We start from the raw sequence: 14,305 nt of genomic DNA on the forward strand, positions 1-14,305 counted from the left end.
CCTTCGGCAAATGCGAATGCCGCCCGGCGGGGCCTTCTGTCACGCTGCGGCGATGGACTTCGAATCACTTTCGGCGATGCGCGAAGCGGCGCTCGACTACTTCGTTCGCAGCCGCGCCATCCAGCGGCGGCGCGAGCGTATGGAACAAGCTGATGCCGATGAGGCGCACGGTTGGCGCGCAATCGCCGAGCTCGGCTGGCCCGGCATGCTGGCTCCCGAATCGGCCGGCGGTCTCGCACTGGAGCTCGACGGCGCAGCGGAAATCCTGCGGGCCGCGGGCGAGCATGTGGCACCCGAGCCGCTGCTGGCCGTGGCAGGCCTCAGTGCGCTGCTGCTGGCGCGGCTCGGTACGCCGGGCGCGAACGCCTTGCTCGCCGAACTGATTACAGGCCGCAGCCTGCCCGCGCTGGCATGGCAGGAGAGCGCTGGCGACCTCAGCGCCGTGCCGCTGGCCTGCGGCTGCGAGCCGCGGCCCGGCCACATTGGCGGCGTGCTGCTGCAGGGCGAAAAGCTCATGGTGCTGCCCGGCGCGGCCGCCAGCGGCTGGCTGGTGTCGGCGCGCGGCGACGACGACGCGGTGCTGCTGTGGGTGCCGCGCGGCACCGAAGGCGTGACGGAGGCGCTGGTGCCGCTGGTCGATGGTGGCCAGGCCTCGAACCTGCGCTTCGAGCAGGTCGCCTTGCCGCCGGAGGCCGTGCTGGCCGAAGGGCCGGCTGCGCAGGACGCCTTGCGCCATGCACTCGCGGCCGGCCAGATCCTTCAATCCGCCGAACTGCTGGGTGCGGGGCAGGCCATGCTGGCGCAGACGCTGGCCTACCTGCGCACGCGCTCCCAGTTCGGCAAGCCCATCGGCAGCTTCCAGGCGTTGCAGCACCGTTGCGTCGACATGTTCATCCATCTCGAAGTGGCGCAGGCCACGCTGAACGAGGTGCTGGCGGTGGCAGGGCAGGGGTTGACGGTCGACCGGCTCGAAGCCGAGGCAAGCCGCGTCAATGCGCGCTGCACGGCCGCCGCGCTGCAGGCTTCGCGCACCTCGGTGCAGCTGCATGGCGCCATCGGCTACACGCAGGAGTGCGACCTGAGCCTGTTCTACAAGCGGGTGCTGTGCCTGTCGGCGTGGCTTGGGAATGTCAGTGCGCATCAGCGGCGGCATGCCGTGCTGGCTGGAGATGCCGAAGCGACCACGGGCGCGGCCACCTGGAAAGGCGAGTTCCCGCGCACGGCAGACTGGTCCACCATGCCCGAGGCCGAGTTCCGCCGCATGGTGCGCGCCTTCCTGCAGCAGCGCTATCCGCAGCAGCTGCGCTACCTCTCGCACCGCGCACGCTGGAGCGAGATGCGCGAGTGGTACCTCACGCTGTCGGCGCAGGGCTGGATCGCGCCCGCCTGGCCGCAGGCGCACGGCGGCATGGGCCTGCCCGCCGACAAGCTCATCGCGTGGATCGAGGAGCTGGAGCAGTACGGCGTGGCGCGCGCACCCGACCAGGGCATCGTGATGATCGGGCCGCTGCTCATCCAGCACGGCACGACCGAACAGCAGCAGCGCTTTCTGCCGCGCATCTTGAGCGGCGAGCATGTGTGGTGCCAGGGCTATTCGGAGCCCAACGCCGGCTCCGACCTCGCGGGCCTGCGCACCGAAGCCCTGCCCGCGCGCGATGCACAGGGCGATCACTTCGTGGTCAACGGCCAGAAGATCTGGACCACGCTCGCGCAGGATGCCAACCACATCTTCATGCTGGTGCGCACCGACAAGGAGGCGCGCAAGCAGGAGGGCATCAGCTTCCTGCTGTGCGACCTGCGCACACCGGGTATCACCGTCCGGCCGATCCGCACGCTGGCGGGCGAGCCCGAGTTCTGCGAAGTGTTCTTCGACAACGTGCGCGTGCCGGCCGAGAACCTCGTGGGCAAGCTGCACGGCGGCTGGACCATCGCGAAGGCGCTGCTGGGCTTCGAGCGCATCTTCCTCGGCAGCCCCAAGCAGTCGCAGTACGCGCTGGGTCAGCTCGCGCGGCTGGCGCAGGCGCGGCGCCTGTTCGCCGACCCGGTGTTCGCGCAGCGCTTCGCAGCGCTGCGGCTGGACGTGCTCGACCTGTCGGCGGCGTACACGGGCTTCGCGAACATCGTGCGTGCGGGCAAGCCGCTGCCGGCTTCGGTGTCGCTGCTGAAGATCTGGGCCAGCGAGACCTACCACCGCATCGGCGCGCTGCTGGTCGAAGCGGGCGACGAGCAGGGCGCCGTGGCCGGCGACCAGGTGCTCGACGGCCAGACCTTCAACGTGCTCGCGCCGCTCATCGGCTCCACGGCCGCAATGATCTACGGCGGCACCAACGAGATCCAGCGCAACATCCTCGCGCGGCAAGTCCTCGACCTGCCGGCGTGAGCGACGCAGCCGCCAAAGCAATTCATAACAGGAGACAACGCTCATGACCTCGATCGACTTTTCGCGCCGGCATTGGGTGGCCGCGCTGGCGGGCAGCGCGGCGCTGGCCGCCGTGCCCCATCGCGCCACTCGGGACGCAGGTCATCGTCGACAACCGGCCCGGCGCCAGCGGCTCGCTCGGCGGCGACGCGGTCGCGAAAGCACAGCCCGATGGCGCGACGCTGTTCTTCGGGGCGAGCCCGACCATCACCATCAACCCGAACGTGCAGCGCCACATGGCCTTCGATCCGATGAAGGACCTGACGCCCATCGCGCCGCTGGTGGACTACACCAACGTGCTCGTGGTCAACAACGAAGTCCCGGTGCACAGCGTGGCCGAGCTGCTGGCCTATGCGAAGGCACGGCCCGGCAAGGTGTTCTATGGCTCGGCGGGCGTGGGCGCGTCCAACCACCTGAGCGGCGCGCTGCTCGAGAAGATGACCGGCGTGCAGCTCACGCACGTGCCCTACAAAGGCAGTGCGCCCGCGCTCGCCGACGTGATGGCCGGCACCGTGACCATGATGTTCGACATCATCGCCACCTCGAAGCCCTTCATCCAGACCGGCAAGGTGCGCGCGCTGGCCGTCACCTCGCGCCAGCGCAACCGCATGCTGCCCGAGGTGCCGACGATGATCGAATCGGGCGTGCCGGGCTACGACGTGGGCGGCTGGTTCGGCCTGTACGGTCCGGCGCGCATGGACCCGGCGCTGGTTGCGCGCATGAACGCCGCCGTGCAGAAGATGCTCGCGCGCGAGGACATCGCGAGCCGGCTGCGCGAGCAGGGCTACGACGTGTGGTCCGGCGCGGCCGACCTGCTGGCGGCCAAGGGCAAGTCCGACCGCCAGCTCTGGGCGACCGCGTCCAAGGGCATCGAGGCGGAATAGCCGATGCGCCGCATCCACAGCCTGCTGGAAGAACGCGCGACAAGCACGCCCGATGCCGTCTTCCTCTTCGAGCCTGCGGGCACGACGACCTATGCCGCGCTGCAGGCGATGGTCGACGTTGCCGCGCAAGACCTGCTGGCCGCCGGTGTGCGGCCGACCGACCGCGTGGTGCTGGTGGCCGAGAACTGCGCGGCGCACATCGCGCTGCTCATGGCCTGCAGCCGCGTCGGTGCATGGTCGTGCGGTGTGAATGCGCGCATGTCGCCGGGCGAGATCGCTGCCATCGCCGAGCGCGCCGATGCCCGTGTCTGCTGCTTCACGGCCGCCGCCTCCGAAGCCGCTGAAAAGCATGCGCAGAGGGCCGGTGCAACGGCCGCGGCGCTCGGTGGCGTGATGCGCTCGGCCGTGCGTGCCGAAGCGCGCACCGAGCCCGATCCGGCATTGGCCGACACGGCCGCCATCATCTTCACTTCCGGTACCTCGGGCACGCCCAAGGGCGTGATGGTGTCGCACCGCGGGCTGCTGCACTTCGGCCGCGTGTCGGCCCAGGTGCGCGCCCTGGGCGAGCGCGACCGCGTCTATGCATTCCTGCCGATGACGCACATCTTCGGCATCGGCACGGTGTTGATGGCTGCGCTCACGGGCGGCGCAGCGCTGGTGCTGCGCGGCAGCTTCTCGCCGGCCGACGTGCTGCACGCGCTGGCGCACGAGCAGGTGTCGAACCTGCTCGGGCCGCCGACGATGTATGCGCGGCTGCTGGCGCACATCGAGGCGGAGGAGGCCACGCCGTGCTTTCCGCAACTGCGCTACGTCTACACCGGCTCCGCGCCGCTCGACCCGGCGCTCAAGCAGCGCGTGGAGCAGCTGTTCGGGCAGCCGCTGCACTATGGCTACGGGCTGTCGGAGTACGCGGGCTCGGTGTTTCTCACACGTACCGAGTCGCCGCGCGCCGACACCGCGGCGGGGTATGCGGTGGAGGGGGGCGAGGCCCGTATCGTGACCCTCGACGGCAACGACGCCGCACCCGGCGCCACCGGCGAGATCTGGCTGCGCGGGCCCGGCCTCATGCTCGGCTATTTCCGCGACACCGCCGCCACGGCGCAGGTGATGCGGCCCGGCGGCTGGTATGCCACCGGCGATCTCGGCCGCTTCGGCGAGGACGGCGCGCTGTTCGTGGTCGGGCGGCTGAAGGAAATGATCATCCGCTCGGGTTTCAACGTCTATCCGGCGGAGATCGAGGCCGTCGTCGGCCGCTTCGACGGCGTGCACCTGTGCGCGGTGGTCGGCGTGCCCGAGGCCGATGGCAACGAACAGGTCGTCGCTTTCGTCGAGCTAAAGGCCGGCGCGGTGCTCGATGAAGCGGCGCTGCGCGCGTACCTCGTCGAACACCTGTCGCCCTACAAGCGCCCGGCCCGCATCGAGGTGATCGATGCAATGCCCACCACCGCCAACGGCAAGCTGCTCAAGCGCGAACTGCAGGCGCGCTGCGGGCCGGCCGCGGGCTGATTTCAGCCGAAGATCGCGGCCTGCGAAGGCCTGAAGTTAGGGGCCGGGCCCTGTGCCGGCGCCATCGTAGGCACGCTCCTACACCCGGGGGGGGAGGTGGGGCCGATACTTGTTATTCCCCCTCGTTTCAGGAAGTACCCGTGACCGTGCCGATGAACCCGACGCCCGTGGCCGCTGCGAAATGAAGTCCTCGCCGAGTGCGCGCAGCTGGATTGCCGCCGGTGTGCGCCACGAATTGCTCACGCGCGCGCTGCCCGCCCTGCGGCACGACATGGCGGCACCTGTCTCGGTGGTCCGCATGGCGCTGCTGATGCTCAAGCGGCAGGTCGGCGCAGCCACCATCGATGCCGCCGCCTGCGAAGAGCGCGTGGCGCTGATCGACAACCAGGTGTCCGAACTGGTCGAGGCCATCCGCTCCCTGCGCGACTGGGAGCTGGCCACCACGGATGACGGCATCACCCGCAGCGCGCTGGTGGCGCAGTGCGTGGCCCTGATGCGCTCTGCCTTCGACCTGCACGGCGTGACGCTCGATGCGGACGCCTCGCTGGACCCGCAGGAAGACGAGCATCGCTGGCCCGCCGCGGCTGCGCTGCGCTACCTGTTCCTCGGTGCGCTGGGCTACCTGCACGACGGCGCGGCCGAAGCCGGGGCGATCCGGGTCGAGGCGGACGGCGCCAACGCACTGCGCCTCACGGCCCTGCCGCGCGAACCCGGCGGCACGCATGCCGTGCTCGACGCGCACCGTGCGCCGCGTGCGCTGGCCATCGACGCCGTCGCATTGCAGAACCTGGCCGAAGACCTCGGCTACGCCGTGGCGTTGGAAGGCGACAGCGTGCGCCTCGTGCTCGCGACCGGCAACTGAGTCTTTCCGCGTTTGCGCGCCGCATGGCCGCGCCGCTGCGCGCGCAGGAAGGCCAGCAGCCGCCGCTCGGCCGCATGCAGCCCGCGCGAGGGCTTGGTGGTGCGGTGCGCGGCGATCTTCTCGAACAGCACACCCGTGGCCTCGTCGCCATCCGAGAGCGCGCTGCCCAACGCCAGCACCGCCGGATGCACGTAGGCCTTCTTGCAGACCGCCGGCGTGTTGCCCAACTGCCTGGCGACGGCAGCCAGGATGTCCTTGGCGCTGTAGCGGCTGCCGTCGGCAGCGACGCGGCCCGGTTCGCAGGCCAGCAAGGTGAGCTCCAGCGCCTGCACCGTGCCGTGCCAGGTGCGGAAGTCCTTGGCGGTGAAGCGCTCGCCCTGCGCGGCCTCGGCCAGGTAGTCGTTCACGTCGGTGGACGAGATGCCGCGCAGTTCGCCGTCCTCGTCCTCGTACTGGAACAGCGCCTGCCCCGGCAGCTGCTGGCATTGCCGCACCACCCGGGCCACGCGCGGATCGTCGAGCTTCGCCTCGTGCATCACGCCGCTCTTGCCCCGGAAGCGCAGCCGCAGCGCCTGGCCCTGCACGGCGGCGTGCCGGCTGCGCAGCGTGGTGAGGCCGTAGGAGCCGTTGCTGTTCGCGTATTCCTCGTTGCCCACGCGCAGCAGCGTGGTGTCGAGCAGGCGCACCACCGCCGCGAGCACCTGGGTGCGGCCGGGCGTCTTGCGGCCTTTCGTCGACCGCAGGTCGCGCGCCACGCGGGCGCGGATGCGCGGCAGCGCGAGCGCGAAGGCTTCGAGGCGATCGAACTTGGTTTCGTCCTTCATCGAGCGCCAGTCGGCGTGGTAGCGGTACTGCTTGCGCCCGCGCGCGTCGATGCCTGTGGCCTGCAGATGGCCGTTGGGCAGCGGGCAGATCCACACCTGGGTGTAGGCGGGCGGGATGGCCAGCATGCGGATGCGCGCGATCTCGTCCACGTCGCGCAGCCACTGTCCATTGGCGTCGCGGTAGCGGAAACGCTCGCCGTGCTTCAGGCGGCGGATGCCGGGCATGCCGGGGTTCACGTAGACGAGGCCGTTGGCGATGGGCGTCGGCTTCAAAGGCGGCTTGGCAGGAGGGGAAGAGGCCGGCATGGGGTTTGCGTGGTGGCGCGACATCGCGCTTTTGCCAGCATCGACAATCGCCGGTTGTAGGACGCCGCAAGCGCCCTCGGTGCGGCAGGCGCGCTTGTGCGCCTGCGCCGCCTTCTTCTTCTTCTTTCCTCTTGAACGGGTTCCAGAATGACTTCTTCCAGGTCCACTCTTTTCACCGCCCGCTGGCTGGCGGTGCCTGCCGCAGCGCTGTTGTTCACGGCCTGCGCGTCCACCACTTCCACTCCGACCGCCTCGGCCCCGGGCGCGCCCGTGAAGGTCAAGGTCTTCGTCGCCGCCATGTTCGAGATCGGCCAGAACACGGGCGACCGCGCCGGCGAGTTCCAACATTGGTACGAACGCTACTGGAAGGGCGCCAAGCCCATTGCGGTGTCCGGTGCGCTGCAGCCTGTGTACTGCAATGCCGACGGCGTGTGCGGCGCGGTGCTCGGCATGGGCAAGGTCAACTCGTCGTCGTCGATGCAGGCGATCCTGCTGAACCCGCAGTTCGACTTCTCGCAGAGCTACTACGTGATTTCCGGCGTGGCCGGCACGCCGCCTTCGCGCGGCACCATCGGCGAAGTGAGCTGGGCCACCTGGCTGGTCGACTACGATCTCGGCCACCGCTGGGCCCCCGAGGAGAACAAGCCCGGCGAGCCGACCTTCATGCCGCGCAAGGGCTACGAGGAGTACCGCCGCTTCAAGCTCAACCCCGACCTCGTGAGCTGGGCCATGAGGCTCTCGGCCGACACGCGGCTCAAGGATTCGGACGGCGCGCGCAAGTACCGCCTGCGCTACCCCGATGTCGCGGCCCGCCGCGCGCCTTTCGTCGGCACCGGCACGCACATGACCGGCGACACCTTCTTCCATGGCCCCGGCATGTCGAAGCAGGCGCAATACATCGCCGGGCTCTACGGCGCCGACGACTACGTCATCACCGAAATGGAAGCCGCCGCCATCACCCTCGTGATCAAGCGCACGCACGGCACCGACCGCGTGATGAGCCTGCGCGGCGCGGTCAACTTCGACCAGGGCAGCCCGAAGGAAACCACGCTGCAGCACCTGGACCCGGCCCCGGGCGAAACGGCCGGCGGCTTCGCGGAGACGGTGGAGAACATCGAGCTGGTGGGCTCGCGCGTGGTCGATCACATCGTGACCAACTGGCCGAAGTGGCAGGGCGGCGTGCCGAAGCCCTGAGCGGGTTCAGGGCCGTGAAGGCTTCAGGTGCCATGTCACCGTGAAGTCGAACGGCGTCCAGCGGCTGACGGTGACGCCTGCCTGCCGCAGCCCGCGGCCGGTCCAGGTGTTGCAGGTCTCGAAGAGGTGATAACCGCCTTCGGCTTCGTAGAAGGCGTCGTCGTCGCCGTAGTGCGCGCCGGCGATGGGTGAGGCATGGCCCGAGGGCAGGGCGGCGCGCACGTAGCCGACCAGTTGTGCGTACTGTGCGTGCGAGAGCGGCAGGCTGTAGGCCCCGCGCGCCAGCTGTTCGCGCCGCAGGTAGCTCACATGCATCAGCGCGCGGTTGCCGCCCGACAGCGCCCCGAAGGCGTGCGCCGCCGTCAGGTCGCCCCAGGTGGGCGTGTTCAGGTAGAACTCGCGATCGCCCCAGCCGATGGCGATGAATTCGGCATCGGGCGGCGGCGCCCTGAAGTCTTTCAGCGGAAACACCTGCAGCCAGTCGATGGTGGCCGAGCGGATCGGGAACACGTAGTCGGTGTGCACGCCGTTGCTCAGCACCCAGGCCTGTACGTCGACCGGTGCATCGCTCGCAGGCCTGGCATTGGCGGGCCAGAACACCAGCGCGCAGGCCACGATCAAGTACAGGCCGATCAGCGCGACGAAGCCCAGCAGCGTGAAGGCGGTGCGGCGCAGCCAGCGTTTCGCCATGGCGCCGTCAGAACAGCGACGCGGTGGTCGACGCGGGCTCCGGCGTCGCGCGGTGCGCACCGGTCCCCGTGGGCGCGAGCGCCTCGGGGCTGCCCGCCTTCGCCAGCGCGCCCACGCGCACGCCCAGCAGCCGCAGCGGGCGCTCCAGCGGCACGCGCTTGAGGCACAGGCCGCCCGTGTGGCGGATGGTCTTCGCGTCGGACGTGAAGCGCTCGATGGTCTGGTCGCGCGTGGCGATCTTGAAATCGTCGTAGCGCAGCTTGATGCCGATGGTCTTGCCCACGTAACCCTTGCGCTGCAGATCTTCGGCCAGCTTCTCGCACAGGTGGGTGAAGATCGCGCCCAGCTCGGCGCGGTCGCGCACGGCGTGCAGGTCGCGGTCGAAAGTGGTCTCGCGGCTCATCGACACGGGTTCGCTCTCGGTCACCACCGGCCGGTTGTCGCGGCCCCAGGCCACCTCGTGCATCCACGCGCCCGTGGCCTTGCCGAAGGTGGCAACGAGCCAGTCGCGGTCGCGCGCCGCGAGCTGGCCCACGGTCTCGATGCCGAAGCGCTTGAGCTTCTCGTCGGCCTTCGGCCCGATGCCGTTCACCTTGCGGCAGGGCAGCGGCCAGATGCGCGTTTCGAGGTCGTGCTCGTAGACCACCGAGATGCCGTTGGGCTTGTTGAACTCGCTCGCCATCTTGGCGATGAGCTTGTTGGGCGCCACGCCGATGGAGCAGGTCAGGCCGGTGGCGTCGAAGATCGCGGTCTGGATCAGCCGCGCCAGCGAGCGCCCGCCGTCGCGCTGGCCTCCGGGCACGTCGGTGAAGTCGATGTACACCTCGTCCACCCCGCGGTCTTCCATGAGCGGGGCGACCTCCAGGATGATGTTCTTGAAGGCGCGCGAATAGCGCCGGTACTCGTCGAAGTCCACCGGCAGGATGATGGCCTGCGGGCACAGCTTGGCGGCCTTCATGAGCCCCATCGCCGAGCCGATGCCGAACTGCCGCGCGGGATAGGTGGCGGTGGTGATCACGCCGCGGCCCGTGTAGTCCTTCAGCAGCGGAAAGGCCGCGACCGGAATGTCGGCCAGCGTGCTGCCCTCGGGCAGGTCGCGGATGGCCTCGTCCACGCGCCGCCTGCCGCCGCCGATCACCACCGGCAGGCCCTTGAGCTGCGGATAGCGCAGCAACTCGACCGACGCGTAGAAGGCGTCCATGTCGAGGTGGGCGATGCGGCGCATCGGAGGGGATGTCGGGGGCTCGGAACTCACGTTGACGATTGTCTCGCGCTCCGGCGGTGTTCGCCTGCCGGGCGACTGCGTGCAAGAATGCGGCCGATTGCAGATGGACCCTCCGATGGCATGGGAAAGGGAAATGGCATGGATGACGAAGTCGAAGGCTTGAGCATCGCGCTGACGCCGGTGCAGATGGCCGCGGTACTGGGCGGGCAGGACGTGCCCGAATCCGCGAGCTGGAGCAACCGGCTCTGGGGCACCGTGGGGCTGGTGGGCGGTGTCGTGGAACTGGTCGGCGCCGGCGTGCTCTGCGTCGCACCCGAACCCACGATGGTGACCAAGGCCGGCTGCGTGGTGCTGGGCGTGCACAGCTTCGACACCATGGCGACGTCGGGCCGCCAGATCTGGACCGGCACGCCGCAGCGCACGGCCACCGCCGTGACCGTCAGCTCGGCGGCCGAGGCGCTGGGCGCTTCGCGCGACACGGCCGATGGCATCGGGCTTGCGGTGGATGTGGCGGTGCCGCTGGTCGTGGCATCGGCGCTGGGAGCCGCACGCATCGTCGCCGTGATGCGCGGCGGCCGCATCCGGCTGGCCGAGCACGAGGCCGCAGCGGGATCGAGGCTGGGCGGCCACACCATGGCGCGGCATGTCGGGCAGACCGACGCCCAATTGCTGGCCAGGGTGCGAACCGCCACCCGGCCGGGTCCCAGGGCCGTGTCCACCTTTGGCGACCTTGCCACCGCGGAGCGCGCGATCACCGAGACGCTGCGTGTCAACGCCGCCGCGGTGCGCGCGTGGTCGCGCGGGGCGGCCGCGGGCAGCAAGTCGCCGGAGCTGGAGCACGTGCTGAGCTACGTGGTGGGGCGCGGCGTGCAGTTCGGCAGCACGGCCGTCAATGACCTCTCCGGCGTGCGGATCATCCTCAAGATGGAAAGCTACAACGGCAAGCCGTTCTACATCCTCACGGCCTATCCGATCTGAGCGCCGCGGCGCGGCGCAGCAGGCCTACAGGAAAGAAGGGGCTTCGCCCGTCGTCCACACGTCGGCGCCGAGCTCGCTTGCAAGACGGGCCACGAGCTTCGCGGTGCGCTCGCGCAGCGGGGCAATGCGGGCCTGCAGGCCGGCCCTGGGCAGCGCAACGGCCTGGCCGGGTTCTTCGGAATCGGGGTCGCTTTCGCGGATGTAGAGCGTGCCGTTGCGAGCCCAGACCTCCACCGCCCAGCCCTGGTCCTGGTCGTCGTAGATATTGCCCTCGTCGTGCCCGGCCACGGCGACGAGGAAGTGGTCCATGGAAGAGAAGGTGTCGTACCAGGGGAAGGACAGGTGCACGTCCGCCTCCTCGTTGTCGAGCCGCAGGTCCATCCAGAAATACTGGCGTACCTGGTGGAGTTTCAATGCGTGCTGCCGGGCCAGCGCGGCCACCTGGCCGTAGTACGCGGCAAGCTCCGCCTCGTGCCCGATGGCCTCCGAGGTGCGCACTCGCAAGCGCTCGGCGCGCTGGAATTCCGGCAATGCGAGCGGCTCGGGCCGCTGGTACGGCGCAGCGTTGAACGCGTCCCACAAATGAAATGCGATCTCGGGCTCCAGCGAGTTGATCGGCTTGGCATCGGCGAACCAGGGTTCCACTTGCGCGCTCCTCTGAATGGTCGAGCGGACGATGTTAGCCCGCGTCGAAGGTCGTGTGCCGCGCGTTGTGCGGCACACCGCGAGTGCTATCTCTCCTCGGGTGGCGCGGTGCTGTCGCCGGCGTCGGGCGGTGCCATCTCGCGCATCAGGCGGTCCACTGCTTCATCGTTCATCGGCTCGGCCGGCGCGAGCGCGGTGGGCGAGGTGCGCAGCCAGCGCGTGGTGGCCGGCAGCGCCATCACCAGCGCGGTCACGGTGGCCAGCACCGCCAGGTAGGGCGCCAGCGCCCGTGCCACCGCGGCCACTGGCGGACGCGGCGCGGCCTGCCCGCGCGCCAGCACCAGCGCATAGCCGAAAGGCGGCAGCAGGAAGCCGGCCTGCAGCACCAGCAGGGTGAGCGTGGCGATCCAGGCCGCGTCGTCGAGCTGCGCGAGCACCGGCGGCATCACGATGGGCACGATCAGGAAGATCAGCTCGAAGGCGTCGAGCACGAAGGCGCATGCCAGCAGCACGGCAAGCACCACCAGGAGCCCGACCATGGGATGCCCCTGCAGCGCCAGCATGAGCCGCGCGATCAGCCCGTCGGTGCCGAAGCCGCGCAGCAGCAGCGAGAAGGTGGTGGCGGCCGCCAGCAGCGCATACAGCGCGCCGGTGAGCGCCATGGCGTCGTCGAGCACCTGCCACAGCACCGGTCGCGTGAGCTGGCGCGACACCACACCCCAGCCGAGCAGCAGCACGCAGGCGGCGGCCGCGCCCTCGACCGCGCGCACCTTGCCCAGCGTGACCAGCACGAGCAGCGCGCCGATCAGCAGGGGCACGAGCAGCAGCGTCCAGCCTTCGCGCCAATCCATCGGCTCGCACGGCGCCGCGGGTCGGGGCTTGCGCCGTGCGCCGAACCACGCGACCGCAAGCCAGCCGAGCAGCAACGCCGCCGCCGGCACCAGCGCCGCCTGCAGGATGTCCTGCGTGTTGACGATGCGGTTGGCTGCGCCGGCGGCAGCCGTGGGCAGCGCCAGCGCGCGCCCCATGTTCACGCCCTCGGTGTGGGCGCGCAGCATCGCGTCGCCGAGCAGCAGCAACACCAGCGAGGGCGGCACGATCACGCCCAGCGTGCTGGTCACGGCCACGAGCGCGGTGCGCCGTGCCGCGGGCAGGCCTTCGCGTGCCCAGCCCTTGCCGGCGGTGCGCGCGAGCATCAGCAGGCTGGCGCCGACCGAGCCGTTCATCGGCGCGAGCATCAGGCCCAGCACCATGCCGGCCAGCTCGGGTGCCGCGCGTGGCGCGACGAAGGCCAGCGCCTTGCGCAGGCCGTTGTACAGATGCTCGGCCAGCGCCAGCCGGTTGAGCAGCGCTCCCACCAGCGCATAGAGCGCCAGCGCCTGCAGCAGATCGTGCTCCAGCAGGCCGACGATGCGCCACGGCAGGTTCTGCAGCAACGCGACATCGAACGCGCCCAACGCCAGCCCGGCCGCTGCGCCCAGCGTGCACACGCCGAGCAGCACGGCATAGGTCGGCCAGCCGGTGGTCATCATCAGCGCCAGGGCCAGCGCGAGCAGGGCGAGTCCGAGCCAGGCCATCTATTGCCCGGGCAGTCGACGTTCGTGCCAGAGGTCGAGCACGCTTTGCACCGCCAGCAGCACCGCGAGCAGCAGCAGCGCCACCTTGATCATGAAATAGCCGGGGTTGAAGGTGTCGGGGAACAGCTCGAACGCGGCCACCGCGCGCAGCACCGGCACGGTGCCCGTCGCGATCAGGAACAGTGCCCACGGCAGCACGCACAGCGCCGCGCCGATGCGGCGCAGCCGCGCATAGCGCCCGGCGGTGTCGGCGGCCAGGTCGGGCCGCGCCACCAGATGCGCGCCGCGGCGCCCGGCATGCCGCAGCGCCACGGCCACGTACAGCGCGAACAGCCACTGCGCGAGGTCGTTGGCCTGCGTCGGTCCGTTGCCCGAGCCGGCCAGGTCGCGCAGCGGCCATTGCGCGAACAGCAGCAGCGCGATGGCGATGGCGAAGGGCATCGCCGCGCGGTCGACCCAGTCGAGCCCGCGCGGCACCGGTGGCGCGGGGCGGGTCTCTGGTGTTTCGGCCGGTGGCGTCATGCGTGGCGATCCTGTTCCCCGAACCTGACTTCCACCTGTGGGCGCCGCGGGTCATGGCTTGCGTGGTGGAGCATGCCGGTGCCATCATCCGCGCCATGCAAACCGTCGCCTCCATCCTCTGGCGCAGGCTCGATGTACCCGGCCACGACGCCTGCCGCCTCGAACGCAATGCTTCGGCCTGGCAACTCGATGGTGCGGCCGTGTTCCGGCTGGAAGACGGCCGCAACGGCCAGCTGCACTACCGCGTGCGATGCGACCTGCACTGGCACACCCAATGGGGCACGGTGCGCGGTTGGCTCGGCGATTCGGCCGTCGACCTGTCGATCGCCCGTGACGCGCACGGCCGCTGGAAGCTCAACGACGAGGCGGTGCCCGACCTGTCGCACTGCGTCGACCTCGACCTGGGCTTCACGCCCGCCACCAACCTGCTGCAACTGCGCCGGCTCAACCTGGCGAAGGGCGAGGGCGCCGACGCGCCGGCGGCCTGGGTCGACCTCGACGGCGGCGGCGTGCTGAGCGAGCTGATGCAGCGCTACGAGCGGCGCAGCGATACCGAATATGCCTACGAGGCGAAGCGCTTCGACTATGCGGCGACGCTGGGCGTGACGCAAGACAGCTTCGTGCGCGACTATCCGCGGCTCTGGGTCGCCGAAAAGTAATGCCGGAGCGCGAG

13 protein-coding genes are annotated in these 14,305 nt (G+C 70.2%); 7 read left to right on the top strand and 6 right to left on the bottom strand.

What is annotated here, in order from left to right; all coding sequences use genetic code 11:
• Nucleotides 1-52 precede the first annotated feature (52 nt).
• From ACEN9N_RS02375 to ACEN9N_RS02390, 4 genes are all read left to right on the top strand, one after another.
• On the top strand, nt 53-2,380 hold the full coding sequence (locus tag ACEN9N_RS02375) for an acyl-CoA dehydrogenase family protein (protein WP_413314276.1): 2,328 nt from the start codon (nt 53-55) through the stop codon (nt 2,378-2,380).
• A 143-nt stretch (nt 2,381-2,523) separates the two neighbouring features.
• Complete coding sequence (locus ACEN9N_RS02380; protein ID WP_495656441.1) at nt 2,524-3,303, top strand: tripartite tricarboxylate transporter substrate-binding protein; 780 nt, start codon at nt 2,524-2,526, stop codon at nt 3,301-3,303.
• Between the two features lie 3 nt (nt 3,304-3,306).
• Entirely contained in the window at nt 3,307-4,809 is a 1,503-nt protein-coding gene (locus ACEN9N_RS02385; protein WP_413314274.1) for a class I adenylate-forming enzyme family protein, read from the top strand.
• Nucleotides 4,810-4,990: 181 nt separating this feature from the next.
• Nucleotides 4,991-5,671, top strand: a complete 681-nt coding sequence (locus ACEN9N_RS02390; protein WP_007830343.1) for a hypothetical protein — start codon at nt 4,991-4,993, stop codon at nt 5,669-5,671.
• Here ACEN9N_RS02390 and ACEN9N_RS02395 read toward each other — a convergent pair.
• Complete coding sequence (locus ACEN9N_RS02395; RefSeq protein WP_495655281.1) at nt 5,614-6,801, bottom strand: DNA topoisomerase IB; 1,188 nt, start codon at nt 6,799-6,801, stop codon at nt 5,614-5,616. The genes ACEN9N_RS02390 and ACEN9N_RS02395 overlap by 58 nt on opposite strands.
• 147 nt (nt 6,802-6,948) lie before the next feature.
• On the opposite strand from ACEN9N_RS02395, the gene ACEN9N_RS02400 reads away from it, so the two are divergent.
• Complete coding sequence (locus tag ACEN9N_RS02400) at nt 6,949-7,995, top strand: purine-nucleoside phosphorylase (protein WP_495655282.1); 1,047 nt, start codon at nt 6,949-6,951, stop codon at nt 7,993-7,995.
• Nucleotides 7,996-8,001: 6 nt separating this feature from the next.
• Here the strand turns inward: ACEN9N_RS02400 and ACEN9N_RS02405 are convergent, their stop codons facing one another.
• Nucleotides 8,002-8,685, bottom strand: a complete 684-nt coding sequence (locus ACEN9N_RS02405) for a TIGR02117 family protein (RefSeq protein WP_495655283.1) — start codon at nt 8,683-8,685, stop codon at nt 8,002-8,004.
• A 7-nt stretch (nt 8,686-8,692) separates the two neighbouring features.
• Nucleotides 8,693-9,910: a DNA polymerase IV gene (gene dinB / locus ACEN9N_RS02410; protein WP_495655284.1), complete on the bottom strand. Its 1,218-nt coding sequence runs from the start codon at nt 9,908-9,910 to the stop codon at nt 8,693-8,695.
• A 138-nt stretch (nt 9,911-10,048) separates the two neighbouring features.
• On the opposite strand from dinB, the gene ACEN9N_RS02415 reads away from it, so the two are divergent.
• Nucleotides 10,049-10,888, top strand: a complete 840-nt coding sequence (locus tag ACEN9N_RS02415) for an RNase A-like domain-containing protein (RefSeq protein WP_495655285.1) — start codon at nt 10,049-10,051, stop codon at nt 10,886-10,888.
• A 24-nt stretch (nt 10,889-10,912) separates the two neighbouring features.
• On the opposite strand, the gene ACEN9N_RS02420 is transcribed toward ACEN9N_RS02415, so the two are convergent.
• From ACEN9N_RS02420 to ACEN9N_RS02430, 3 genes are all read right to left on the bottom strand, one after another.
• Nucleotides 10,913-11,533: a hypothetical protein gene (locus ACEN9N_RS02420; RefSeq protein ID WP_495655286.1), complete on the bottom strand. Its 621-nt coding sequence runs from the start codon at nt 11,531-11,533 to the stop codon at nt 10,913-10,915.
• An 86-nt stretch (nt 11,534-11,619) separates the two neighbouring features.
• On the bottom strand, nt 11,620-13,110 hold the full coding sequence (locus tag ACEN9N_RS02425; protein WP_495655287.1) for a TRAP transporter large permease subunit: 1,491 nt from the start codon (nt 13,108-13,110) through the stop codon (nt 11,620-11,622).
• Nucleotides 13,111-13,632: a hypothetical protein gene (locus ACEN9N_RS02430; RefSeq protein ID WP_007830359.1), complete on the bottom strand. Its 522-nt coding sequence runs from the start codon at nt 13,630-13,632 to the stop codon at nt 13,111-13,113.
• Between the two features lie 2 nt (nt 13,633-13,634).
• Here ACEN9N_RS02430 and ACEN9N_RS02435 point away from each other — a divergent pair, with 2 nt between their 5' ends.
• On the top strand, nt 13,635-14,291 hold the full coding sequence (locus ACEN9N_RS02435; RefSeq protein WP_237726052.1) for a putative glycolipid-binding domain-containing protein: 657 nt from the start codon (nt 13,635-13,637) through the stop codon (nt 14,289-14,291).
• The last annotated feature ends 14 nt before the right edge of the window (nt 14,292-14,305 follow it).

This window comes from Variovorax sp. Varisp46 (assembly GCF_059491885.1).

Coding starts and splice junctions, on each gene's coding strand:
- ACEN9N_RS02375 (WP_413314276.1), top strand. CDS start 53: ATGGACTTCGAATCACTTTCGGCGATGCGCGAAGCGGCGCTCGACTAC.
- ACEN9N_RS02385 (WP_413314274.1), top strand. CDS start 3,307: ATGCGCCGCATCCACAGCCTGCTGGAAGAACGCGCGACAAGCACGCCC.
- ACEN9N_RS02390 (WP_007830343.1), top strand. CDS start 4,991: ATGAAGTCCTCGCCGAGTGCGCGCAGCTGGATTGCCGCCGGTGTGCGC.
- ACEN9N_RS02395 (WP_495655281.1), bottom strand. CDS start 6,801: ATGCCGGCCTCTTCCCCTCCTGCCAAGCCGCCTTTGAAGCCGACGCCC.
- ACEN9N_RS02400 (WP_495655282.1), top strand. CDS start 6,949: ATGACTTCTTCCAGGTCCACTCTTTTCACCGCCCGCTGGCTGGCGGTG.
- ACEN9N_RS02405 (WP_495655283.1), bottom strand. CDS start 8,685: ATGGCGAAACGCTGGCTGCGCCGCACCGCCTTCACGCTGCTGGGCTTC.
- dinB (WP_495655284.1), bottom strand. CDS start 9,910: ATGCGCCGCATCGCCCACCTCGACATGGACGCCTTCTACGCGTCGGTC.
- ACEN9N_RS02415 (WP_495655285.1), top strand. CDS start 10,049: ATGGATGACGAAGTCGAAGGCTTGAGCATCGCGCTGACGCCGGTGCAG.
- ACEN9N_RS02425 (WP_495655287.1), bottom strand. CDS start 13,110: ATGGCCTGGCTCGGACTCGCCCTGCTCGCGCTGGCCCTGGCGCTGATG.
- ACEN9N_RS02430 (WP_007830359.1), bottom strand. CDS start 13,632: ATGACGCCACCGGCCGAAACACCAGAGACCCGCCCCGCGCCACCGGTG.